24 protein-coding genes are annotated in these 22074 nt (G+C 72.7%); 10 read left to right on the top strand and 14 right to left on the bottom strand.

Features of this window, described 5'->3' with window-relative positions; translation table 11 throughout:
- Positions 1-183: 183 nt before the first annotated feature.
- Positions 184-1113: a bifunctional riboflavin kinase/FAD synthetase gene (locus ACLQ3F_RS01340; RefSeq protein WP_355009561.1), complete on the bottom strand. Its 930-nt coding sequence runs from the start codon at positions 1111-1113 to the stop codon at positions 184-186.
- 76 nt (positions 1114-1189) lie between these two features.
- Complete coding sequence (truB, locus tag ACLQ3F_RS01335; RefSeq protein ID WP_425845247.1) at positions 1190-2074, bottom strand: tRNA pseudouridine(55) synthase TruB; 885 nt, start codon at positions 2072-2074, stop codon at positions 1190-1192.
- A 201-nt stretch (positions 2075-2275) separates the two neighbouring features.
- On the opposite strand from truB, the gene ACLQ3F_RS01330 reads away from it, so the two are divergent.
- Positions 2276-2578 (top strand): hypothetical protein, encoded by a 303-nt coding sequence (locus ACLQ3F_RS01330; protein WP_425845245.1) that lies wholly within the window; start codon positions 2276-2278, stop codon positions 2576-2578.
- A 10-nt stretch (positions 2579-2588) separates the two neighbouring features.
- Positions 2589-3584, top strand: coding sequence for a hypothetical protein (locus tag ACLQ3F_RS01325; protein WP_425845243.1), 996 nt, complete (start codon positions 2589-2591; stop codon positions 3582-3584).
- Positions 3585-3605: 21 nt separating this feature from the next.
- Here the strand turns inward: ACLQ3F_RS01325 and ACLQ3F_RS01320 are convergent, their stop codons facing one another.
- From ACLQ3F_RS01320 to rimP, 10 genes are all read right to left on the bottom strand, one after another.
- Positions 3606-4931: an MATE family efflux transporter gene (locus ACLQ3F_RS01320; protein ID WP_425845241.1), complete on the bottom strand. Its 1326-nt coding sequence runs from the start codon at positions 4929-4931 to the stop codon at positions 3606-3608.
- Between the two features lie 494 nt (positions 4932-5425).
- Positions 5426-5635 (bottom strand): DUF6186 family protein, encoded by a 210-nt coding sequence (locus ACLQ3F_RS01315; RefSeq protein WP_181548655.1) that lies wholly within the window; start codon positions 5633-5635, stop codon positions 5426-5428.
- On the bottom strand, positions 5635-6042 hold the full coding sequence (locus ACLQ3F_RS01310; RefSeq protein ID WP_210784728.1) for a hypothetical protein: 408 nt from the start codon (positions 6040-6042) through the stop codon (positions 5635-5637). The genes ACLQ3F_RS01315 and ACLQ3F_RS01310 overlap by 1 nt, the downstream gene beginning before the upstream one ends.
- 101 nt (positions 6043-6143) lie before the next feature.
- Entirely contained in the window at positions 6144-7193 is a 1050-nt protein-coding gene (locus ACLQ3F_RS01305; protein ID WP_425845238.1) for a DHH family phosphoesterase, read from the bottom strand.
- Positions 7190-7687, bottom strand: a complete 498-nt coding sequence (gene rbfA, locus ACLQ3F_RS01300) for a 30S ribosome-binding factor RbfA (RefSeq protein ID WP_425845236.1) — start codon at positions 7685-7687, stop codon at positions 7190-7192. The genes ACLQ3F_RS01305 and rbfA overlap by 4 nt, the downstream gene beginning before the upstream one ends.
- A 125-nt stretch (positions 7688-7812) precedes the next feature.
- Entirely contained in the window at positions 7813-8109 is a 297-nt protein-coding gene (locus ACLQ3F_RS01295; protein WP_238671751.1) for a DUF503 domain-containing protein, read from the bottom strand.
- Positions 8110-8199: 90 nt separating this feature from the next.
- A complete protein-coding gene (gene infB, locus ACLQ3F_RS01290; protein WP_425845234.1) occupies positions 8200-11220 on the bottom strand; it encodes a translation initiation factor IF-2 in 3021 nt (1006 codons plus the stop codon).
- Between the two features lie 93 nt (positions 11221-11313).
- Positions 11314-11646 (bottom strand): YlxR family protein, encoded by a 333-nt coding sequence (locus tag ACLQ3F_RS01285; RefSeq protein WP_357199288.1) that lies wholly within the window; start codon positions 11644-11646, stop codon positions 11314-11316.
- Positions 11647-11662: 16 nt separating this feature from the next.
- A complete protein-coding gene (gene nusA, locus ACLQ3F_RS01280) occupies positions 11663-12706 on the bottom strand; it encodes a transcription termination factor NusA (RefSeq protein WP_357222018.1) in 1044 nt (347 codons plus the stop codon).
- A complete protein-coding gene (rimP, locus tag ACLQ3F_RS01275) occupies positions 12703-13392 on the bottom strand; it encodes a ribosome maturation factor RimP (RefSeq protein ID WP_355009571.1) in 690 nt (229 codons plus the stop codon). The genes nusA and rimP overlap by 4 nt, the downstream gene beginning before the upstream one ends.
- Before the next feature lie 155 nt (positions 13393-13547).
- Between rimP and ACLQ3F_RS01270 the strand changes: the two genes are divergently transcribed.
- The 7 genes from ACLQ3F_RS01270 (at position 13548) to ACLQ3F_RS01240 (ending at position 20012) form a co-directional block, all read left to right on the top strand.
- Positions 13548-14075 (top strand): hypothetical protein, encoded by a 528-nt coding sequence (locus ACLQ3F_RS01270; protein ID WP_387355019.1) that lies wholly within the window; start codon positions 13548-13550, stop codon positions 14073-14075.
- A complete protein-coding gene (locus ACLQ3F_RS01265) occupies positions 14072-14509 on the top strand; it encodes a ferritin-like domain-containing protein (RefSeq protein WP_030337610.1) in 438 nt (145 codons plus the stop codon). Before ACLQ3F_RS01270 ends, ACLQ3F_RS01265 begins: the two co-directional genes overlap by 4 nt.
- Before the next feature lie 52 nt (positions 14510-14561).
- A complete protein-coding gene (locus tag ACLQ3F_RS01260; protein WP_425845228.1) occupies positions 14562-15164 on the top strand; it encodes a PadR family transcriptional regulator in 603 nt (200 codons plus the stop codon).
- Positions 15161-15895 (top strand): ABC transporter ATP-binding protein, encoded by a 735-nt coding sequence (locus tag ACLQ3F_RS01255; protein WP_357261230.1) that lies wholly within the window; start codon positions 15161-15163, stop codon positions 15893-15895. The genes ACLQ3F_RS01260 and ACLQ3F_RS01255 overlap by 4 nt, the downstream gene beginning before the upstream one ends.
- 14 nt (positions 15896-15909) lie before the next feature.
- Positions 15910-18672 carry an FtsX-like permease family protein gene (locus ACLQ3F_RS01250; RefSeq protein WP_425845226.1) on the top strand — a complete coding sequence of 921 codons (2763 nt, stop codon included), beginning with the start codon at positions 15910-15912 and terminating at the stop codon, positions 18670-18672.
- 74 nt (positions 18673-18746) lie between these two features.
- Positions 18747-19247: a nitroreductase/quinone reductase family protein gene (locus ACLQ3F_RS01245; protein ID WP_425845223.1), complete on the top strand. Its 501-nt coding sequence runs from the start codon at positions 18747-18749 to the stop codon at positions 19245-19247.
- 33 nt (positions 19248-19280) lie between these two features.
- Entirely contained in the window at positions 19281-20012 is a 732-nt protein-coding gene (locus tag ACLQ3F_RS01240) for a nucleotidyltransferase domain-containing protein (RefSeq protein ID WP_425845221.1), read from the top strand.
- Positions 20013-20018: 6 nt separating this feature from the next.
- On the opposite strand, the gene ACLQ3F_RS01235 is transcribed toward ACLQ3F_RS01240, so the two are convergent.
- Together ACLQ3F_RS01235 and map are read right to left on the bottom strand one after the other, a co-directional pair.
- Positions 20019-20732 carry a VIT1/CCC1 transporter family protein gene (locus tag ACLQ3F_RS01235; RefSeq protein ID WP_425845219.1) on the bottom strand — a complete coding sequence of 238 codons (714 nt, stop codon included), beginning with the start codon at positions 20730-20732 and terminating at the stop codon, positions 20019-20021.
- Positions 20733-20787: 55 nt separating this feature from the next.
- Positions 20788-21645: a type I methionyl aminopeptidase gene (map, locus tag ACLQ3F_RS01230; protein ID WP_355009578.1), complete on the bottom strand. Its 858-nt coding sequence runs from the start codon at positions 21643-21645 to the stop codon at positions 20788-20790.
- 95 nt (positions 21646-21740) lie between these two features.
- On the opposite strand from map, the gene ACLQ3F_RS01225 reads away from it, so the two are divergent.
- A complete protein-coding gene (locus ACLQ3F_RS01225) occupies positions 21741-22058 on the top strand; it encodes an STAS domain-containing protein (protein ID WP_425845217.1) in 318 nt (105 codons plus the stop codon).
- Positions 22059-22074: the final 16 nt, after the last annotated feature.

The raw sequence follows: 22074 nt of genomic DNA, 5'->3' as shown, positions 1-22074 counted from the left end.
TGGGTTGATCAAGTGGGTGTCCGTCGTCCCGATGGACCGGGAACGGACCGGTACCTCGCACCCGCGGCGTCGAGCAGGCACGCGAGGCCCCACGCCGGTCACCCGACGTCCCGGCAAGACTACCAGCACTCGCCGGTAACACCCGGCGAAGGGCCTCGGTGGCGGCCCGGCACCCCGGCACGATCAGGCCAGTACGCGCCGGGTGCGCTCGACGTCCTGATTCATCTGGGCGATCAACGGCTCGATCGAGTCGTACCGGATCTGGCCCCGCAGGTGCGCCACGAAGTCCAGGGCCAGCCGCTCGCCGTACAGGTCGCCGGTGAAGTCCAGTGCGTACGCCTCCACCCGTCGCTCCCGGCCGGAGAAGGTCGGGTTGGTACCCACGGACACCGCCGCCAGCAGCGGCTCGTGCTGACCGCGGCGGATCAGCCGGGCCGCGTACACGCCGTCGGCGGGCACCGCCGCGTACCGGTGGCAGAGCAGGTTGGCGGTGGGGAAGCCCAGCTCCCGGCCCCGCTGGTCGCCGCGGACCACGACGCCCTCCACCCGGTGTGGGCGGCCCAGCGCGCCGGCCGCCGCGCCCACGTCACCCGCGTCGACGCAGGACCGGATGTACGTGGAGGAGAAGACGGTGCCGGCCTCGGCGACCAGCGGGGCGCCCTCCACGCCGAAGCCGAACGTCTGACCCAGCCGTTCCAACAACGCCACGTCGCCGGCGGCCCGGTGCCCGAAGCGGAAGTTGCCGCCGACCACCACCAAAGCGGCGTGCAGGTGCTCGACCAGGACGTCGTGCACGAACTGTTCGGCCGGCACCCGGGAGAACTCCGGGGTGAACGGCACCACGCAGAGCACGTCCACGCCGAGCGCCTCGATCAGCTCGGCCTTGCGGGCCGGCTCGGTGAGCACCGCCGGGTGCGAACCGGGGCGGACCACCTCGGCCGGGTGCGGGTCGAAGGTGACCACCACCGACTGCACGCCCAACTCGCGGGCCCGGGCCACGGCGTGCCCGATGGTCGCCTGGTGCCCCTTGTGCACACCGTCGAAGACGCCGATGGTGACCACCGAGCGTCCCCATCCGCCAGGCGCCGCGTCGTAGCCCCGCCACCGCTGCATGCCGTTCCTCTCTGCTGTCCCGCCGGCCGGCGGGTCGACACCGCCGGCTGCGGGCCGACGGACCTGCGCTGCGCTGTCAGGCCGGTGCGAGCACGATCTCCGCGCGGGCCCGCCCGTCCCGCTCGCTGACGATAGCGATCAGGCCGCCGGCCGGCCCGAAGACGGCGTACGGCCCGGAGAGGCCGGCCGGGTCCAACGGCCCACCGTGGGCGAGCACCCGGGCCTCGTCCGGCGTGGCCTCCCGGCGCGCGAAGAACCGGTCGGCCGCCGCGTCCAGTGGCAGGTTCACCACGTCCGGGGCGCGCTGTTCCAGCTCGTCGAGGGTCGCCGCCTCGGCGAGGGTGAAGCCGCCCACCGCGGTGCGCCGCAGTGCCGTGAGGTGCCCGCCGACGCCGAGCGCCAGGCCGGCGTCCCGGGCGATGGCCCGGATGTACGTGCCGGAGGAGCAGGTCACGTCCACGTCCACGTCCACCACGTCCGGCTCGGTGCGACGGATCGCCAGCACCTCCAACCGGGAGATGGTGACCCGCCGCGCCGGCAGCTCGACGCTCTCCCCGTCGCGGACCCGCTTGTACGCCCGCTGCCCGTCGATCTTGATGGCGCTGACCGCGCTCGGCACCTGGTCGACCTCGCCGCTCAGCCCGGCCAGCGCCGAGGAGATCGCGTCGTCGGTGACCTGCCCGGCCGGCACGGTGGCGGTCACGTCGCCCTCGGCGTCGTCGGTGACGGTGCTCTGGCCGAGCCGGATCGTGCCGGTGTAGCTCTTGCCCGCGCCGATCACGTAGGTCAGCAGCCGGGTGGCCCGGCCGACACCGATCACCAGCACGCCGGTCGCCATCGGGTCGAGGGTGCCGCCGTGCCCGACCCTCCGGGTCTTCGCCAGTCGGCGGATGCGCGCCACCACGTCGTGCGACGTCATGCCGCCGGGCTTGTCGACCACGATCAGACCATCGGTGCTCACGTCGGCCAAGCCTGCCAGATGGCCCGTACTCCGCCGTGCGTGGGCACGCCCGGCGTGACCCCAGCCTCCGCGCCGAGGGCCGCGCCGGTTTGTCGGGAAGGGGCGTCAATCTGGGATTTTGTCAGTTGGGGACAGCCGGCCGACCTCCCCGGATGCGAAGATCACCCGCCCGTCGCCAACACCTTGAGATCAGGACCGCCGATGACCACCGACCGACCACCGGGCCACGAGCACCGCGATCGGGTCGACCTTCCGGATTGGATGCGGCATCCGACGCCGAAGCGGCGGACCCCGGCACGCTACGTCGACGACCTGATCGAGGCATGGCCGGCGCTACGGGCCGCCCGCCGGGCGGTGTGGCACTGGCGCGACCGGAGCAGATGGAGCGAGTCGCACCCGAACGTCGTCGCCGTGCTGTCGTTCGTCGTGGCCGCCGCCCTCGGGACCGCCTTGGTGACCGGCACCTACTACCTGCTCGCGCTGGCCACCAGCGGCGGATACTGACGGAGGAACCATGGCGGACACCCCGCCGAAAGAGCCAGTAGACCCGCCACCGCGGCCCGCTGCGGTCGCGGAGGTCAACCCGGTACAGCTACCGGAGTGGCTGCGGTCATCGCAGACCGAGCACCAGCCCACCGGATGGGACCGGGTCCGTTTCTTCTCGGCCCGGCACGACGGGGCCCTGCTGCTCGGCTTCGGCCTGGTGCTGACCCTGCTCATGGTCGTCGGCGGGGTGGTGTTGGTCGGTCAGGTCGCCGATGGTGTCCGCGCGTCCGCCTCGGCGAGCCCCACACCGACCCCCACCCCGCCGGTGAGCAGGGTCGGCGAACCACGCGACCTGTTCGCCGGATCGCCGGCGGCCTCCTTCGCGCCCGCCGAGGAGGCCGTGCGGATGCCGGCGGCCAAGGGCACGGGGCCGTTCACCGCGACCCAGGTGCGGACAGCGCTGGAGTCGGTGCGCAAGGCACTGGTCGAGGGCCGGGTCGACATCTCGATGTTCTCCGGGGATCCGGAGCCGTTCCTCGCGCTGCTCGCTCCGGACGCTCGCGAACGGCTCCGGGGCGACTTCACGAACGGCAGCTTCCTGCGGTACGCCACCAGGATGGCGTCACCGTCGGAGTGGGAGTTCGGCGTCCGCGCCGACGGCCGGGTCAGTTACCGGGCCACCACACAGAACGGCATGCGACTGCTGGAGGTTTCCACGGAGTTCGTCTGGGCGTACCCGTTCGACGTGGACCTGCGGGCCCCCGCCGGCGCCACAGTGGTGGCACTACGCGACCGGGTGGTGTGGCAGGTGCCGCACCCGGACGACGTGCCGGCTTCCTCCCGCGGCCTCTGGATCACCTCGGCGGAGGCCGTGACCTGGAACGCGGACTGCGCTCAGCTCCGTGAGGGCTGGGTGCAGGAGCAGTTCTGGATCGCCGATGTGCACCGGGACCGGATACCCGCGGGCGACCCGGGCACCATCTTCGACCTCGACGCGCCCGCGCCGACCACCACGCGCTGCTGACCGGCGGGTCCCGGCGACCGGTCAGCGGACCGCGCCGGTCACCGCCCACCTGCCGTTGCGCAGTCGCAGCAGCAGGGCGACCAGCCGGATCACCACGAACACTGTGAGCCCGGCCCAGATGCCGCCCAGCCCGAGATTGAGCGCATACGCCAGCCAGATGGCCGGCAGGAAGCCGCCGAGCGCCGCCACGATGGTGAGGTTGCGCAGGTAACGCACGTCGCCGGCACCGATCAGCACGCCGTCGAGGGCGAACACCACCCCGGCCAGCGGCAGCATGACGACGAACCACGGCCAGGCCACCATGGCCTGCTCGCGTACCCCGGCATCGGAGCTGAACCACGACGGCACCACGCCCGCGCCGGCGGCGACGAGCAGCGCGAAGCCCACGCCGCAGACGCCGCCGAGCAGCCCGACCCGGCGGGCGAGCGCCCGCGCACCCGCGGCGTCGCCGGCGCCGAGCGCGGCACCGACCAGGGACTGCGCGGCGATGGCGAGGGCGTCGAGGACCAGCGCGGTGAAGAACCAGAGTTGCAGGGCGATCTGGTGGGCACCGACGGCGGCGGCGCCGAAGCGGGCGGCGACGGCGGTCGCGGACAGGAAGCTGGCCTGGAACGCCAGCCCACGGATCAGCAGGTCCCTGCTGAGCACCAGTTGCTGGCGGATCACGCGGGGTTGAGGGCGCAGCGACACCCGTTCACCGACCAGGGCGGCGGCGAAGAGCACTCCGCAGAGCGTCTGCGCGACGACGTTCGCCACGGCCGAGCCGACCAGACCCAGCCCGCCGGGGTAGACCAGCAGCGGGCAGAGCAGCGCGGAGAGCAGGTTGGGGCCGAGCACGAAGAACAGGGGGCGGCGAGTGTCCTGCACGCCGCGCAGCCAGCCGTTGCCGGCGGCGGCGAGGAGCAGGCCGGGAGCGCCGAGGGCCGCGATCCGCAACCACTGGGCGGCGGCGTCGGCGACCTCGCCACCACCACCGGCGAGGGTACGGGCGAGCGCGCCCCCGCCAAGCTGCATGCCGATCGCGATCAGCAGACCGACACCGAGCGCCAACCAGGACGACTGGACGCCCTCGGCGACAGCGGCGGCCCGGTCACCCGCGCCGAAGCGGCGGGCCGTGCGTCCGGTGGTGCCGTAGGCGACCACGGTGCCCACCCAGGCGGTGAGCGTCATGACCGTGCCGCCGACGGCGAGCGCGGCGAGCGGCACCCGGCCGAGGTGACCGACCACTGCGGTGTCGACCAGCACGTAGAGCGGCTCGGCGGCGAGCACCACGAGGGCCGGCAGGGCGAGCGCGGCGATCCGCCGAGGCGAGGCGGGTCGGTGGGCGGTGGTGACGGTGTGGCTCATCGCGGCCGATCCTGGCACGGCTGCGGTAAGGATCGCAATACCGCCGACTACTTACCTCCGCCGGTGCGCCCGGAGCTGGCCGAATCGCCCGACCGCACCGATCCGAGGGATCACCGTCGGCGGCGTCGGATCACTGGCGGGTGTCCATCGACGTCTGCAGCGCGCGGCGGGCCTGCTCGCGGGCGTCGTCGGTGGTGGTCTCGGGCTTGGGCTTGTTCGGCATGGTGGCGCTCCTCTTCCCAGGGCGTGACCGCCGACACGCGGCGGCCCTCACGGGCGGTCCTGCTGAGCGCCCCACGGCGGTCCGGGGTTACCGGAGCAGCCGACTGGGCAGCGTGAGCCCGGGTCGATCCGACCCTGGAGGGAGGCAGCGCGGGGTGTGGCACCACCGCCCATGACCTGCACCGCTAGGCGGCACCGGCCTTCTCCCAAGTTATCGTTCAGGTCCACATACTGCTTACGGTTCCCGCCATTTGGACGGTCGGCAACCCGGCTCAGCGGGCCAGGAAGTGCCAGCCCAGCCACCACCAGAACCCGAACAGACCGATCCGGCCCACCGGCACCGAACCGACCTCGTAGCGCATCACGTAGGCACAGACCTCGCCGAGGGTGGGGATCCGCGACCCCTCCCGCCGGGCCATCCACTCGACCACCGCGAAGAGGATCAGCGCGGCGAGGAAGCCGCCGATCGCGAGCGCGCGCATCATCGCCGCACCAGCCCCCAGAAGGCGGCCAACCAGGCGAACCAGGCTGCCGACCTGGTCAGTTGATCCTCCAGGAGAGGATCGGCCAGCCGGGAGAAGGTGGGGAAATCATCGCCGGCGGCGAGCACGAAGGTCACGCCCTCGAAGACCCCGAAGACCACCACCGGCACCGCCCACCAGGCCGCTCCCGCGCCCAGCCGGCGCGGCGCCGGCCGGCGGGGCACCCGGTTGCTCAGACCGAGCCAGATCAGCACCCCACCCGTCCCGAGGGTGAACAGATTCGCCTCGGTCGAGAAGGACGCGAACCGGCCACCGACGAGCGAGAGGCAGACGAGGACGGGAACGGAGACGGCGGGCCGGTCCCAGGCGCGGGGGGCCTCCACGGTGAGGTCGTGCGGCTGCTCCATCCCGCAATTCTTCCCGGTATCACGGAACGCGGGAAGACCAACACTCCCCGGAGCTGACCCTGATCTTCCAGACCGGCAGATCGATGGCGGCCGAAGGCGCGTCAGCCGATGAGCGCCGCGTCCAGCTGACCGCGGATCGACTCGACCACCTGCTCGACGGTGCCCCGACCGGTGAACCCGGCCGCGAACGTGTGCCCACCACCGCCCAGCGCCACCGCGACCCGACTGACGTCCACAGCGCCCTTGCTGCGCATCGACACCGCCCACTCGGCCGGCCTGGTCTGCTTCACCACACAGCTCACATCCGCCTCGGCGGTGCAGCGCACGGAGTCGATCAGCGCCTCCAGCACGTACGGCCGCTGGTCGTGCCGGGCCAGGTCATCGAGGGTGGCGAAGGTCCAGACCAGACCCCGACCTCCGGCGGCGGCCGGCTCCAGTCGAGCCCGGCCGAGCACCTCGCCGAAGAGGCGGACCGCGCCGAAGGGCCGGGTGTCGAAGACCTGCCGGGAGATGTCACCCGGTGAGATCCCGGTCGCCAGCAGTCGGGCGGCCATCTCGTGCACCGCCGGAGTGGTAGCAGCGAACCGGAAGGAACCGGTGTCAGTGGTCAGCGCCACGTAGAGGCACTCGGCGATGGCCGGATCCACCACCACCCCGAGCCGGGCCAGCAGTTGCTCGACCACGACCGACGTGGCCGCAGCGCCCGGGTCGACCAGGTTGACGGTGCCGAAACCGGGGTTGGAGGCGTGGTGGTCGAGCACCAACGCCGCACCCGCCGACGACAACCGCCCGGCCAACTCGCCGAGACGCGACTCGCTCGCCGCGTCGAAGCAGATCACCAGATCGGGCGCCGGGTCGGCGGCGTCCGCCGGGACCAGCAGATCCAGACCCGGCAGCCCCCGGAACGGCTCCGGAACCTCCGGCGGCCCGGGAAAGGTCGCCTGCACGTCGCGTACGCCGAGCTGCCGCAGGCCCAGACCGAAGCCGAGCATGCTGCCCAGCGCGTCGCCGTCCGGATTGATGTGGCAGATCAGCAGCACCCGGGCGGTCGGCGGGAGAGCCCGCACCAACGCCTCGGCCTCGGCCCACGCCGCCTCGGTCGGGCCGAGCCCGGTCGAGGCGACGAACGCTGCGCTGGCGGTGCTGGTCACCGCGCTTCCCCACCCCGCGGGGTCTCCTTGACGTCGGCCTCGTCGGCCTCGTCCGTCTCGTCCGTCTCGTCGTCCTCGTCATCCACCCGGTACGGCTGGGCCTCGCCCGCGTACTTCGCCTGGGCGGCGAGCCGCTGCACCTCGGCGTCGGCGTTGCGGGCGGCGGCGAGCAGGTCGTCGATGTGCTTGACCTGGTCCTGTACGTCGTCGAGGACGAACGCGAGCGTCGGCGAGTGGCGCAGCCCGAGCGCCTTGCCGACAGTGCTGCGCAGCATCCCCTTGGCGCTCTCCAGCGCCGCCGCGGTGTCCGCCTGGGCCACCGAGTCCCCGAGCACCGTGTAGAACACCGTCGCGTCACGCAGGTCAGCGGTAATCCGGGCGTCGGTGATGGTGATCATCCCGAGCCGCGGGTCCTTGATCTGGCTCCGCACCACCGACGCGACCAGCTCACGCACCCGTTCCGCGTGCCGGCGTACCTTGGCCGGATCAGACATCTCGCCACCTCCACGGCGTCCTGCTTCCGGTCGACCCGGCGACCGGAGGCCGCCGGCCGACCGGCCAACATCTCGAACATTACCTTCGGGGCCGCTCCGGTCGCCCGGCACAGCCGGCACCATGGTCAGTCGTCGTCCGCGCCGTAGAGCCGGCGTCGAACCGACAGCAACTCGACCTCGGGGCGATTGGCCACCAGGCGCTCACAGGAGTCGAGCACCTCGCGGACGTGCGCCGTCTCGGCGGCCACCACGGCCACCGCCAGTTGCGCTCGACCATGCAGGTCGAGCGCACCCACCTCGGCGGCCGACACCTCGAAGCGGCGCAGCGCCGCCACGATCGGCCGTACATATGATCTCTTGGCTTTGAGCGACCTGGAGTCGCCCGGCAGCAGCAGGTCGAAGACCGCGGTTCCGGTGAACATCGCCCCGGACGATACCGCCAACCCGCCCCGCATGATCAAGGGGTTTACGCCGAGTGGCGTAAACCCCTTGATCAGCGTGTCACTGCCGGATCAGGCGCGAACCTTCTCCCGCATCTCGAAGGTCTCGATGACGTCGCCGACCTGGACGTTGTTGTAACCACCCAGGGTCAGACCGCACTCGAAGCCCTCGCGGACCTCGGTGGCGTCGTCCTTGAACCGCTTGAGCGAGGTGATCGTGAGGTTGTCCGCCACGACCGTCCCGTCCCGAAGCAGTCGAGCCTTCGCGTTGCGTCGGATGATGCCCGACCGGACGATGCATCCGGAGATGTTGCCGATCTTGGACGAGCGGAAGACATCGCGGATCTCCGCGCTGCCCAGCTCGGCCTCCTCGTACTCCGGCTTGAGCAGGCCCTTGAGCGCTGCCTCGATCTCCTCGATGGCCTGGTAGATGACGGTGTAGTACCGGATCTCCACGCCCTCGCGGTCGGCCATCTCACGGACCTTGTTCGAGGCCCGCACGTTGAAGCCGATGATCGTGACCGGCTCGGACGAGGCGCTCGCGAGCATGACGTTGCTCTCGGTGATCGCGCCGACGCCCCGGTCGAGGACCTTGAGCTGGACCTCCTCGGGGATGTCGAGGTTGAACAGCGCGTCCTCCAAGGCCTCCACCGAACCGGAGACATCGCCCTTGAGGATGAGGTTGAGCGAGGTCTTCTCGCCCTCCTTGAGCTGCTCCATGAGCGTCTCAAGAGTGGCCCGGCCACGGGAGTTGGCGAAGGACGCCGCCCGCCGCCGTGCCTGCCGCTGCTCGGCGATCTGCCGCACCGTGCGGTCGTCCGCCGCGGCGAGGAACGTGTCACCCGCACCGGGCGGCGCGGTCAGACCCAGAACCATCACCGGACGCGCCGGACCAGCCTCGGAGAGCTGGTTGCCGTTCTCGTCGAGCATGGCCCGGACCCGGCCGTGCGCCCCACCGGCGACGATCGAGTCGCCCGCCCGCAGGGTGCCCTTCTGCACCAGCACCGTCGCCACCGCACCGCGGCCCTTGTCCAGGTGCGCCTCGATGGCCACACCCTGCGCCGGCCCGTCGATCGGAGCGGTCAGCTCCAGCGACGCGTCGGCGGTCAGCAGGACGGCCTCGAGCAGTTCCTCGATGCCGATGCCCGGCTTGGCTGCCACGTTGACGAACATGGTCTCGCCGCCGTACTCCTCAGCGACCAGGCCGTACTCGGTCAGCTGCTGGCGGACCTTGTCCGGGTTGGCGTCCGGCTTGTCGACCTTGTTGACCGCGACCACGATCGGCACGTCGGCCGCCTTGGCGTGGTTCAACGCCTCGATGGTCTGCGGCATCACGCCGTCGTCGGCCGCGACGACCAGGATCACGATGTCCGTGACCTGGGCACCACGGGCACGCATGGCGGTGAACGCCTCGTGACCCGGGGTGTCGATGAACGTGACCGCCCGGTCCTCGCCCTCGTGCGGGACGTGGACCTGGTACGCACCGATGTGCTGGGTGATGCCACCCGCCTCACCGGCCACGACGTTCGCCTTACGGATGGCGTCGAGCAGCTTGGTCTTACCGTGGTCGACGTGACCCATGACGGTCACCACCGGCGCACGGCTGACCAGACGCTCCTCGGCCACCTCCGCGTCGAGGTCGATGTTGAACTGCGCGAGCAGCTCGCGGTCCTCGTCCTCCGGGCTGACGATCTGGATGTCGAAGCCCAGGTGCTCACCCAGCAGGTGCAGGGTGTCGTCAGAACAGGACTGGGTCGCGGTCACCATCTCGCCCAGGTTGAACATCTCCTGGACCAGCGAACCCGGGTTGGCGTTGATCTTGTCGGCGAAGTCCGACAGCGAGGCGCCACGGGAGAGCCGGACGACCTGACCCTGACCCCGGGGAGCACCCGAGCTCATGGTCGGAGCCGACAGGTTGTCGAACTCCTGTCTGCGCTGCTTCTTGGACTTGCGACCGCGCGTCGGCCGACCACCCGGACGCCCGAAGGCACCCGCGGCGCCGCCGCCACGGCCACGACCGCCCGCACCCGGACGACCGCCGCCACCGGCCGGACCACCCGGACGGAAGCCGCCACCGGGAGCACCGCCACCGCCGCCGGGACCGCCACGGTAGCCACCGCCACCGCCGGCACCCGCGCCGCCGCCAGGGCCGCCGCGGTAACCGCCACCGCCACCGGCGCCACCGCCGGGACCGCCACGGAAACCACCGCCACCGCCACCGGGACGACCGGCGCCACCGCCACCGGGGCGACCAGCGCCACCGGGGCCGGGACGACCAGCAGCCGGGCGCTGGCTCGGCATGGACGCCGGGCTGGGCCGCGGCGGCATGGAGTTCGGGCTCGGCCGCGGCGGCATGCCCGCCGGGGTGTTGGGCCGAGGGCCACCCGCACCGGCGGCCGGGGGCCGCTGCTGCTGGCCACCCTGGATGCCGAACGGGTTGTTACCGGCGCCACGCGCCGGCGGACGACCGCCGGGGCGGGCACCCGGACCCGGAGCCGGCGTGCTCGGACGAGCTGCCGGGGAACCGGGACGGGGCGGCATCGCCGCGGGACCGGGCCGAGGGCCGGGACGGTTAACGCCGTCGGCCGGAGGCTCCCGGCGAACGGGGTTGTCCCGCTGCTGCTGGCGGGCGGCCTGCGCGGCCTTGACCGCGGCCTCCTGCTCAGCCTTCAGCGCGGCGGCACGCGCCTCCGCGGCCGCCACCTCGATGTCGTGGGCACTCGCCGGCTTGGCGACCGGGGTCGCCGACTGCGGGGCACCGGGAACCGGACCCTTGGGCTTGGGACCGGGTGCCGGCGCGGCCGGCCGCCGAGGCGGCATCGGCTTGGCCGAGACCCGGGGCGCGCCCGGGGCCGGGGTTGGCGTCGGGGTCGGGTTTGAAGCCGGCGTCGACGCGGGCGCCGACGGGGCGGCCGGAGCCGGGGCTCCGGCGGACGCGACGAATGCGTTACGCAGCCGCCGGGCGACGGGCGCCTCGACGGTGCTGGACGCGGACTTCACGAACTCGCCCATTTCCTTCAACTTGGCGAGAACGGTCTTACTCTCGACCCCGAGCTCTTTTGCAAGCTCGTGAACGCGGGCCTTGCCTGCCACTGCACTCCTCACTCCGAGGTCGTGCGGGCAGCACCCGCAGCGACCTCACTCGTGCACTTGAAGCCTGGTCATTTCAGGGACTTCATCGTGTGCTCATGTCGGTCGTCCTACCCTGCTAGCGACCCTCGCCCGGTCGGGCTGACCGGACGTAGTGGTTGGCGCATCGACGTGCTCCGCCAGCGCACCGTGGTCGAGGACCTCGGTGCTGCGCAGCGCACGCCCGAAGGCGCGGCGCCGCACCGCCAGCGCGAAGCAGGCCGGATCCGGGTGCATGTTCGCTCCCCGACCCGGCAGCCTGCGGCGCGGATCAGGCCGGAGGCTGTGACCAGCCTCGTCCCTGACCGCGACGATCCGCAGCAATTCGCTGGCCGGCGCACGTTGCCGGCAACCCACACAGGTGCGCTCCGGCAGCGCGCGTCGTACCACTGGAGGAAGTCTACCCCTAGCTGCCCGAGATCGCGCCGCCCGGCTCCCGCACGTGATCAGTTACCCCACGCGCTGCCGGTGCGGTCTGCTCCGCATCGGACCGAATGTCGATCCGCCAACCGGTCAATCGGGCCGCGAGTCGGGCATTCTGCCCCTCCCGACCGATGGCGAGCGAGAGCTGGAAGTCGGGAACTGTCACCCGGGCGGCGCGGTTGGCCAGGTCGACCACCTCGACCCGCAGCGCCTTGGCCGGCGACAACGCGTTGCCGACGAAGGTGCCCGGGTCGTCCGACCAGTCGATGATGTCGATTTTCTCACCGTGCAGCTCGCTCATCACGGCACGCACCCGCTGACCCATCGGGCCGATGCAGGCGCCCTTGGCGTTCACCCCGGGGGTGGTGGAGCGGACGGCGATCTTCGTGCGATGGCCCGCCTCACGGGCGATCGCACCGATCTCGACGGTGCCGTCGGCGATCTCCGGCACCTCCAGCGCGAAGAGCTTCTTGACCAGAGCCGGGTGCGACCGGGACAGGGTGATCTGCGGCCCGCGCATGCCCTTGGCCACGTGCACCACGACGCAGCGGACCCGCTCGCCGTGCGCGTACCGCTCGCCGGGCACCTGCTCGGACTGCGGCAGCACGCCCTCCAGCTTGCCCAGGTCGACGCTGACGATGCCCTTCTCGGTACGCGTCTCGTGCGCCTGCACCACGCCGGTGACCAGGTCACCCTCACGGCCGACGTACTCACCGAAGTGCACCTCGTCGGTGGCCTCCCGCAACCGCTGGAGGATCACCTGCTTGGCGGTCATGGCGGCGATCCGGCCGAAGTCGTGCGGGGTGTCGTCCCACTCCCGCACCAGGCTGCCGTCGGCATCCATCTCCTGGGCGTACACCAGGGCGGCGCCCGACCTGCGGTCGATCTCCACCCGTGCGTACGGTTCGGCCCCGTCGGTGTGCCGGTAGGCGGTCAGCAACGCGGTCTCGATCGCCGCGAGAATCGTGTCGAACGGGATCTCCCGCTCGCGCTCGAGTGCGCGCAGCGCCGCGAGGTCGATGTTCACCTCTCCTCGTCCTCCACATCATCTTCGTCGTCGATGTCGTCTGAATCGTCGAACTCGTCGGAATCGTCCGCGTCGTCGATCTCGTCCTCCGGCTCACCGAGCTCGGCGAGCCGGGTGAACTCGACCTGCACACGGCCGGGGCCCAGCTGGGCGTACGCCCAGGCGGCGCGGCCGTCGTCGGTCTCCAGGTGCACGCCCTCGTCGTCGGCCGCGACCACCCGGCCGGTCAGCTGACGGTCACCGGCGGGCTGTTCGCCGCGCTGGCCGGGCAGCGTGGCCGCGCCCCGGGCGGTGACCTTCACCAGTCGGCCCACGTTGCGCCGCCAGTGACGGGGCAGGGTGAGCGGCCGGTCGACGCCGGGCGAGCTGACTTCCAGTTGGTACTCGCCGGCGACGATGTCGCCACCGGTCTCCTCGGCGGCGTCCAGCGCGGCCGAGACCTTGCGGGAGACGTCCGCGACGGCGTCCAGGTCGATCCCGCCGTCGGTGTCCACCATCACGCGCACCACGTGCCGGCGGCCGGCCCGGGAGACCGACAGGTCCTCCAGGTCGTAGCCGGCGTCGTTGACCACTGGCTCGATCACGGCCCGCAGTCGGTCCCGCCGCGCGGCGAGGTCACCGCCGCGGGGGCCCGCAGCACCGCGGGGCTGACCCGTCGGCCTGGTGGCACGGCCACGCTGCGTCATCTCCGCACCCTTTCCCTGGTCGACGGGGACCGGTGTTCCCGCCATGCCGGCACGCCACCGGAGTGGACACGCCGGTGGTTGCGCAGAGCGTAACGCGCCTGCCGGGCGGCGGACCGGGCGGCGCACCGACGCCGGTGACCCCCGGAGCGGCACGGATGGTGTTGACTTGTCCGGTGGGGATCGGCAGAACGACACAGCGCGACCAAGCATCCGGACATTCCCGGCGAAAGCTCCTGAGCGCCGGGGCGTTGCTGGTGCTCGGCGGTGCCGTGACGCCGCTGACCGGCTGTGATCTTTTCGACCGCGACGACCAACCGGCCCCACCGCCCGACCCGCTGCGGCCGATGGTGGACGAGTCACTCGCGCTGGCCGCCGCGTACCGGGCGACCGCGACCGCCCACCCCGAGCTCGCCGACCGGCTCAACCCGATCGCCGAGACGCACACCGCGCACGCCACCGAGCTGGCCCGGGTGATCGGCGTGACAGTGCCGTCGGCGGCCCCCGCCACCCCGACCACCGCCCCGGCCGCCGATCCGAACGGCGCGCGCGCCGCCCTGCGGGCGCTGGAGAAGACCGCCCAGCAGTCCGCCGCCGCCGCCTGCGCCGCTGCGCCCGCGGAGCGGGCGGCGCTGCTCGGGTCGATAGTCGCCGCCCGGGCAACCCACCAGGAGGCACTGAAGTGAGGCAGCCGTCCGCCGGGGAGGCACTCGCCTCCGCCCTGTCCGCCGAGTACGCGGCCATCTACGCCTACGGACGGATCGGTGTCCGGCTCAGCGGAGCGGCGCGGGACGCAGCGCGCCAGGCGGAGGCCGCGCATCGACGCCGGCGCGACGCGCTGGTCGTGCAGCTCACCACGGCCGGCGGCGTCGTCCCGCCGGACCGCGCCGGGTACGCCCTGCCGTTCCCGGTCACCGACCGGGCCAGTGCCCTGCGGCTCGCCGCCGAGGTGGAGGAGCGCACGGCCGCGCACTGGCGGGCCGCCCTGGCATCCACCACCGGCGCCGACCGGGACCAGGCGTTGGCCGCCCTGGTCGAGTACGCCGTGCGGGCCACCCGGTGGCGGAAGACGGCCGGGCTGACCCCACTGACTGTCCCGTTTCCCGGTCGTCCGACCTGAACCCGTCCACTCCGGTTGCGGTACGCATACCAGGTATGCATACTCCGTTGCCATGTCCATCCGTCACGGGTTGCTCGCCCTGCTCGAACGCGGCCAGATGTACGGGTACCAGCTGCGCGCCGCGTTCGAGGAGTCGACCGGCTCGACCTGGCCGCTGAACATCGGGCAGGTCTACACCACGTTGTCCCGGCTGGAACGGGACGGTCTGGTGCGCCCGCTGCCGGAGAGCGAGGGCGGGCAGCGCCCGTACGAGATCACCGACGCTGGCCGGGCGGACCTGGCGCTGTGGTTCGCCACCCCGATCAGTCGTAACGACCGCCCCCGTGACGAACTGGCGATCAAACTGGCGCTGGCGCTGACCACCCCTGGGGTCGACGTCCGGTCGGTGGTGCAGGCCCAACGCAGCGCGACGATGCGGGCCCTTCAGGAGTTGACCCGGTTGAAGTACGGCAGCAACCGGCCGGAGGACCTTCCCTGGCGCCTCGTGCTCGACTCGATGGTGTTCCAGGCCGAGGCCGAGGTGCGCTGGCTGGACCACTGCGAGACCAGTCTGGTCCGGCACCAACCCAGCGGTCCGGCGCCTCCCGCTACCCGACTCGATGACGCCGACGCGCGGGACGCGGCTCGATGGGCCGGCGAGGAGGCAAGACGGTGAGCGGATCGGACGACGCGGTGCTGGAGCTACGCGCCGTCCACCGCACCCACGGTGCCGGGCCGGCGGCGGTGCACGCGCTGCGCGGCGTCAGCCTGGTCGTCCGGCCCGGCGAGCTGGTCGCCGTGATGGGACCGTCCGGCTCCGGCAAATCGACACTGCTGGCTCTCGCCGGTGGGTTGGACCGTCCGACCGGCGGCGAGGTCCGGGTCGAGGGGCAACCGCTGGGGGCCCTGGACCGCCGCGGGCTGGCCCAACTGCGGCGCCGTCGGATCGGCTACATCTTCCAGCAGCTCAACCTGCTGGGCAGTCTGAGCGCGCTGGAGAACGTGGCGCTCCCGTTGGAACTCGACGGGACCAGCGGACGTCGGGCCCGCGCACTGGCCATGACAGCGCTCACCGAGGTGGGGCTGCCCGCATTGGGAGACCGTTTCCCGGACCAACTCTCCGGTGGGCAGCAGCAGCGGGTGGCCATCGCCCGCGCGCTGGTGGGCGACCGTCGGCTGGTCCTCGCCGACGAGCCGACCGGGGCGTTGGACTCCCAGACCGGTGAGGCGGTGCTGCACCTGCTGCGCCGCCGGATCGACGCGGGCGCCGCCGGAGTGCTGGTCACCCACGAGGCACGGCACGCCGGCTGGGCGGACCGGGTGGTGTTCCTCCGCGACGGCGTGCTGGTCGACACGACGGCACCGCTGGGCAGTGTCGAGCAACTGCTGTCCGGCAGCGACCGGTGACCGTTCGCCGTCCGATGCGTGCCCCCGGTCGGGCCGGCACCGCGACGCCGCGGCCGGTCGCGCCGCCCGCCCCGGTCGGCCGGCGGCGGTTCGCCGAGCTGACCGGCTCCTGGCGGGCCGCGCTGCGAATCGCCCGGCGGGAGTCACGCCGGTCCCGGCGGCGGACGGCCCTGGTGCTCGCGATGATCGCCCTGCCGGTGGCGGCGCTCGCCTTCCTGGCGGCGAGCTACGACATGGCCGAGCTGACCCCACAGGAACGCGTCGACCGCCGGCTCGGCGTGGCCGACGCGGAGTTGCAGTGGATCGCCAGCAGCCCGGTGCGGCAGGACGACTGGGGTGAGGCATGGTCCACGCAGGACGGCGAGCCCCCCGCGCGGGTCACCGCCGCCCAGATGACCACCCTGCTGGGGCCGGGCAGCCGGGTCACCGAGCTTCGTCCCCGCGTCCCGCTGACACTGCGCGGCCCGCGCCGCGACGAGGTCGTGGCCGGGCGGGCGCTGGACCTCACCGACCCGTTGGCCCGAGGGCTGGTGCGGTTCCGGGCCGGCCGGGCACCACAGCAGGCCGGTGAGGTAGCCGTCAGTCCGGTGGCGCTGCGCCGCCTGGGCCTGCGCCTCGGCCACGCCGTGGCCACCGCCGACGGAAGCAGGGCGTACACAGTCGTGGGGGTGGTCGAATTTCCCGACGACCTCGGGCCGGTCGTGGCGCTGCACCCGGGGGCCGTGCAGGCGACCGGCCCGGAGCCGGACAGCGTCTGGCTGGCGGACCTGCCCGGAGCAGTGGACGCCGAACTGGTGTCCCGGCTCAACGAGCGGGGGGTGGTGGTCACCGCCCGAAGCCCGGTCGGCTCGGGGACCACTGCGGACCGGACGTGGTTCGGTGCGATCAGGCAGAGCGGCGCCAACGACCTGAGCACCGGCGTCCTCATCGCGGGCCTCGGGCTTCTGGAGGTCGTCCTGCTGGTCGGGCCGGCCTTCGCCGTCGGTGTCCGTCGTCGACGGCGGGATCTGGCGCTGGTCGCGGTGGCGGGCGGGGACGCCGCCCAGCTTCGCCGGGTCGTGCTGGCCGACGGTGTGGTGTTGGGCGTGCTGGGGGCCGCCGCCGGCCTGCTGGTCGGCGTCAGCGCGGCGTTCGCCGGTCGCCCGCTGATGGAGCAGTACGTCTTCAGCGCCCGTTTCGGCGGCTACCGCTGCTGGCCGAGCGCGCTGGCCCTGCTCGGTGGCGTCGCGGTGCTGGCCGGGGTACTCGCCGCGCTGGCACCCGCCTGGAGCGCCGCCCGGCAGGACGTCAGCGCCGGGCTCGCCGGACGACGCACCCCGGCGAAATCCCCGGGCCGGTGGTTGGCTCTCGGACTGGCGCTGGTGGTCGGCGGAGCGGGGCTGGCGGCGTTCGGAGCCACCAAGACTTCCCCGGCGGTGGTTCTCACCGGGCTGATCCTCGGCGAGTTGGGCCTGGTCTGCTGCACGCCCACGCTGCTCGGGGCGCTCGCCCGCCTCGGCCGGGTGCTGCCGCTGGCGCCACGGATCGCACTGCGCGATGCCAGCCGCAACCGGGCCGCCGCGGCACCGGCCATCTGCGCCGTGATGGCCGCCGTCGCCAGCAGCGTCGCCCTCGGCGGCTACCTGGCCAGCGACGGCGCCCGCGACGCGCGCGCCTACCGGCCGGCGCTGCCGACCGGTCACATGCTGGTGAACGCCAACCGGCCGGACGGCCAGCCCACCCTGGCGCAGGTCGCCGACGCGGCCCGGGACCAGTTGGGGGTCGACGCGGTCGCCACCGTGTACGAGCCCAACTGCGACCCGACGGGTGCCCGTTACTGCGACGTTGCGCCCGTCCTCCCGCCGAACCGAGCCTGTCCGTTCCAACCCGGCGACAGTCTTCCCGCCGCACACCGCCAGCAGGCGCGGGCCGACCCACGCTGCCAGATCAGCGAGGCCGACTCCTACGGCGGCTACGTCCTGCCCGGGGTGGACGACGGCCTCGCGCTGCCACTGCTCACCGGCGCGGACCCGGCGACGACCGCCGCCGCCACGGCGGTGCTGCATGCCGGTGGCGTGGTGGTGACCGACCCGCGCTACCTGCACGACGGCCTGGTGACCGTCCGCGTCTTCAGCACGGACGGAAAAACGGACACTCCGGCCACCGTCGTCCGCGACCTGCCGGGGTACGCGCTGCCCCAGGCGTCGGGCTCCTCCCGCCTGCTGCTGTCCACCCACGCGGCCCGACAACTCGACATGAGCTGGTTCCCGGCTGGCTGGGTGGTCGGCACCACGACCCCGCCGGACGAGGAGCAACAGGCGCGGTTCTCCGCCGCGCTGCGTTCGTTCGGGACGTTCAGGCTGAACGTCGAGTACGGAGGCGCCCCACGCGACGTCTCACCGTTGCTCCTGCTGCTCGCGGCGGCCGCCGGGCTGATCACCGTGGGGGCGGCCGGGATCGCCACCGCGCTCGCCGCCGCCGAGGGACGCGCCGAACTGACCACCCTCGCGGCCGTCGGCGCGGCCCCAGCGGTACGCCGGCTGCTGGCGATCTGCCAGGCCGGGGTCATCGCCGGTATCGGTTCGGTGCTCGGCATCGTGGCCGGCCTCGGCACCGCCGCGATCGTGCTGGTCTCGGTGAACCGGCAGTACGCCAGTGACTGGCCGATATCCGATCCGTACCCCTTTCTGGTGCCGTGGCCCGCGCTCGGGGTCCTGGTGCTGGTGCCGGTGGTGGCGATGCTCGGGGCGGGCCTGTTCACCCGGGCCCGACTGCCCATCGAACGGCGGCTGGATTGACCGGTCCGCCGGGCAACCGAATGTGGGCCGCGTGGGGGTGCCGCCGGGGCCGGGCAGCCGGCAGACTGACCGGCGTGTCAGTGCTCAGGAATGTCGTCCGTCGAGTCGGTCATCATCGCTGGTTCGGCGCTACCGCGCGTCTGCTGGTTCCGGCCGACCGGATGGTTGGTCGACTCACCGGGGGTCGGGTGGTAGCGCTCGGCCTGCTCCCCTCCCTACTCATCACCACAACGGGGCGCCGCTCCGGCAAGCCCCGCAGCAATCCGCTGCTCTACGTGCCCGACGGCGACGCGTACGTGGTGATCGGCTCCAACTGGGGGCAGACCCACCACCCCGGCTGGGCGATGAACCTGCTCGCCGATCCGGCCGCCGAGGTGGACGTGAAGGGCCGGCGGGTCGCGGTGCGGGCCCAGCGGGCCTCCGGCGCCGAACGGGACCGGTTGTGGCAGCTGTTGGTCAGCGCGTGGCCCGCGTACCACACGTACGTGCAGCGGGCCGGTGGCCGGGAGATCCACATCTTCCGGCTGGCCCCGACCGGGCGCGGCGCGCCCGAAGCGCCGCCGTCGGCTGGCTAGGCTGACGCTCGGTAGTTAAGGCGAGGTGGTTCCGTGAGCGCAAGGAGTGAGCCGGGGTTCCGGGGCCTCGACGATCGACGGTGGACGGTCGCGGAGCGGGTCGCCGAAGCGATCCGGCGGCGGTTCCCGGCCGACGCGCTCGCGATCGCGGTACACGGGCCTCTGGCGCACGGGGACGACGACGGCGGCGGGGACCGCGAGGCCGGATTGCTGGTGGTCACCTATCGGCCCGGGACCGGCCCGTCGCCGGCCACCCGGCGGGTCGACGGGGTGCTCGTCGATCTGACCGTGGCCGCCGCCGAGGACTACCTGGCCCAGGCGCGGGTGCTCTCACCGCTCTGGCCGCTGACCGCCGACCGGTACGTCACCACGCAGGCGTTGCACGATCCGACGGGCTGGTTGCGGACGCTGCGCGACGAGCACCTCGGCCGGCTGGCCCGGGCCCGGCCGGCGGAGTTCAGCACCGCGGCCCGCCAGGCGTGGTACAGGGGCAGCGCGGCGCACTCCCGGGCGGCCCGGCTGGCCGAGTGGTACGAGACCGATCAGGCTCTGCTGATGCTCGCCGAGGCCCGGCTGGCGGCGGCCACGGTGACCGGTCTGCTGAGTCGCACCTACTTCCGGGACCCGGGGGACGCGGTGCGGCGCACCGGGTTGGCCGGGGCGGACATGACCGAGGTGGGTGTGGTGCTGGCCCGGCAGGCCGAGGAGCTGGCCGCCCGTGGTCGTGCCGTCGACGGCACGATAGACGAGCTGCTCAGCACCTGAGGCGCGTCACAGCCCGCCCGGTACGCCGATCAGCGAGCCGATCAGGTAGGTGGCGCCGGCCGCCGCGGCGCCCAGCAGCAGCTGGCGCAGCCCGCTGGTCCACCAGGGACGGTGGGTGAAGCGGGCCACCACGGCACCGGCGGCGAACAGCCCGAACCCGCCGACGGCGAGCGCCAGCCACAGTTCGGTCGCGCCGAGCAGGTACGGCAGCAGCGGGACCAGCGCGCCGATCGAGAAGAACAGGAACGACGAGATCGCCGCCGCCCACGGGCTGGGCTGGTCGTCGGGGTCGACGCCCAGCTCCTCGCGGACGTGCACCCGCAGCGCCTCCTCCGGGTCGCGCCGCACCGCCTCGGCGACCTGGGTGGCGAGGTCCCGGGGCAAGCCCCGGGCCACCCACGCGTCGGCCAGTTCTCGGGCCTCCGCCTCGGGGTGCCGTTCCAGTTCCCGTCGTTCCTTGGCCACCTCGGCGGCGACCTGCTCGTTGGCGGAGCGCACGCTGGTGTACTCGCCGAGGCCCATCGAGATCGCACCGGCGACGAGGCCGGCGCTGCCGGTGAGCACGATGCTGCGAGGCGACACTCCGCCGCCGCCGACGCCGGCGATCAGGGCGATGTTGGTGACCAGGCCGTCCATCGCGCCGAACACGGCCGGGCGCAGCCAGCCGCCGGAGACGTCCGCGTGGTGCGCCTCTCGCAGCGCCGCTGGGGTGTCGGTCACGGCGCCTGCCCTTCGTTCGCGACTGCGGGACTCCGCTTCGCTGCGTTCCTCGCGCTCACGGAAGGGTCAGGATCTCGTGGCCGTCGTCGGTCACCACGATGGTGTGCTCGAACTGCGCCGTCCACTTCCGGTCCTTGGTGACCACTGTCCACCCGTCGTCCCACATGTCGTACTGGTAGGTGCCGAGGGTGATCATCGGCTCGATGGTGAACGTCATGCCGGGCTCCATGATGTCGGTGGGGCGCGGGCTGTCGTAGTGCGGCACGTAGAGGCCGCTGTGGAATGCCTCGCCGATGCCGTGGCCGGTGAAGTCGCGCACCACGCCGTAACCGAACCGCTTGGCGTACGACTCGATGACGCGTCCCACCACGTTGATCTGGCGTCCCGGGGCGACGGCGCGGATGCCGCGCATCATCGCCTCGTGGGTCCGCTCGACCAGCAGCCGGGCCTCTTCGCTGACCTCGCCGACACAGAAGGTGGCGTCGGTGTCACCGTGCACCCCACCGATGTACGCGGTCACGTCGACGTTGATGATGTCGCCGTCGTGCAGGACCGTGGTGTCCGGGATGCCATGGCAGATGACCTCGTTGAGGCTGGTGCAGCAGGACTTCGGGAAGCCCTTGTAGCCCAGCGTCGACGGGTACGCGCCATGGTCGCAGAGGAACTCGTGCACCACCTTGTCGATCTCGTCGGTGGTCACGCCGGGTTTGCAGTGCTCGCCGGCGAGCTGGGTCGCCTGGGCGGCGAGCCGGCTGGCGATCCGCATCTTCTCGATGGTCTCCGGCGTCTGCACGTGCGAGCCACGCCACTCCCGCGGACGCGTCTTGCCCACGTACTCCGGTCGGGCGATCTGGGACGGCACCGGTCGCATCGGGGAGAGCGTGCCTGGTGTCAGCGGCGGGCGGACGGTCATGCCGCCAGCCTATCGCCGGGGCCGCTGGTGACCCGCGCCACGGCCGCCCGGTGGAGGTTGTTGCCCTGCCAGGGTGGCTGTGCCATGGTGTCAGCGTGGATCAAGGGGGAGCACCACCAGTCTTCTCCGCCAGCGCAGAGATCGACGGTGACCACCTCCACGTCGTGGTGGCCGGCGAGGTCGACATGGCGACAGCTGACACGATGCTCCAGACCGCGCTGCGCGAGCCCGCCGCCGCGAAGATCACTCTCGACCTGAGTGCTGTGACCTTCTTCGACTCGGCCGCCATCCATGCCCTGGTCCGGCTCGCCCAGGAGTTTTCGGGGCGGCTCAGCGTCCGCCCGTCCCGGCAGGTCCGTCGGGTGCTGGAGATCTCCGGCCTCGGCGAACAGGGCTGGCTCGACCCGGCCTAGGCAGCCGGGCGCCGCC

The organism is Micromonospora sp. DT15 (assembly GCF_049841475.1).
Classification (GTDB): domain Bacteria; phylum Actinomycetota; class Actinomycetes; order Mycobacteriales; family Micromonosporaceae; genus Micromonospora.
The sequence above is the reverse complement of the archived record's forward strand: the minus strand, read 5'-3'. Positions and strand labels throughout refer to the sequence as shown.